The organism is Kitasatospora sp. NPDC005856 (assembly GCF_040629945.1).
GTDB lineage: Bacteria > Actinomycetota > Actinomycetes > Streptomycetales > Streptomycetaceae > Kitasatospora.
The window spans coordinates 1-1,100 of record NZ_JBEXWT010000250.1 but is presented as its reverse complement, the minus strand read 5'-3'; the positions used below and the strand labels follow the sequence as shown (position 1 = coordinate 1,100).

Genomic DNA, 1,100 nt, shown 5'->3' with positions numbered 1-1,100 from the left:
GCGCTTTCGTCGCCAACCGGTTCCGCACCGTGGAGATCCGCCGGCACGCCTGAGCCGTCCGATCCCCGCCCGGAGACGGGCCCGAGGCCCCGGCGCGGCCACGCCCGCCAGGCGCTGGTCCGCTACCTGGAGAGCGAGGCCGAGCCGATGCTGCGCGGCCGCTACGGGGAGCAGATCGGCCGGGCCCTGTTCGGGGCGGTCGCCGACCTCACCAGGCTGGCCGGCTGGACGTCCTTCGACATCGCCGCGCACGGCCTCGCCCAGCGTTACTTCGTCCAGGCGCTGCGCCTGTCCCAGGCCGCCGGGGACCGCGCGCTCGGCGGCTACGTGCTGGTGACGATGAGCCAGCAGGCCGTCCACCTGGGCCACGGCCGGGAGGCGGTCCAGCTGGCCCGGGTCGCCCAGCAGGGCGTGGGCACCGCCGTGCCGCCGGTCGTCCAGTCGCTGATGCACGCCGCCGAGGCGCGCGGGCACGGCCTGCTGGGCGACGTCCGGTCCTGCACCACCGCCCTGGTGCGCGCCGAGCGCGCCCTGGCGGCGGCCCGGACCGGCGACGAACTGCCCTCCTGGGCGCGGTACTTCGACGAGGCCCAGCTCTCCGACGAGTTCGCCCATTGCTACCGCGACCTCCAGCAGTGGCGGACGGCCGCGCAGCACGCCGAGAAGTCGCTGCGGCTGCGCTCGCCCGCCTACGCCCGCAGCCGGATCTTCTGCCGTCTGGTGCTGGCCACCGCCCGGCTCGGCATGGGAGACCTCGACGAGGCCTGCACCATGGCCACCGACGCGCTGCGGGCGGCGGGGGAGATGCGCTCGGCCCGCTCGCTGGAGTACGTCCGGGACTTCCACCGCCGCCTCACGCCCTACCGCGGCAGCCCGGTGGCCCGCGCCTTCGAGGAGACGGCCCGGCAGGCGGGCGTGATCTGACCGGCGGGGCCGTCGGCGGCCCGCCGGGTGCAGCAACGCGCGGCCCCGCGTAGCCCCGCGCGGGACCGTGCGCCCGGCGTACGGGCGGCGGCCCGTCCGTCCGCCCGGCGCACGGTGGTCCGGGCCCGTCGGTCCGGGACCGGACCCTCGGCCGCTCCGCGCCGGCCGTCACCGGC

The 1,100-nt window shown here is 77.7% G+C and carries 1 pseudogene; it reads left to right on the top strand.

The window, feature by feature from the left end:
* A pseudogene (locus ABZ449_RS42275) lies at positions 1–924 on the top strand (hypothetical protein); the annotation flags it as partial.
* Positions 925–1,100: the final 176 nt, after the last annotated feature.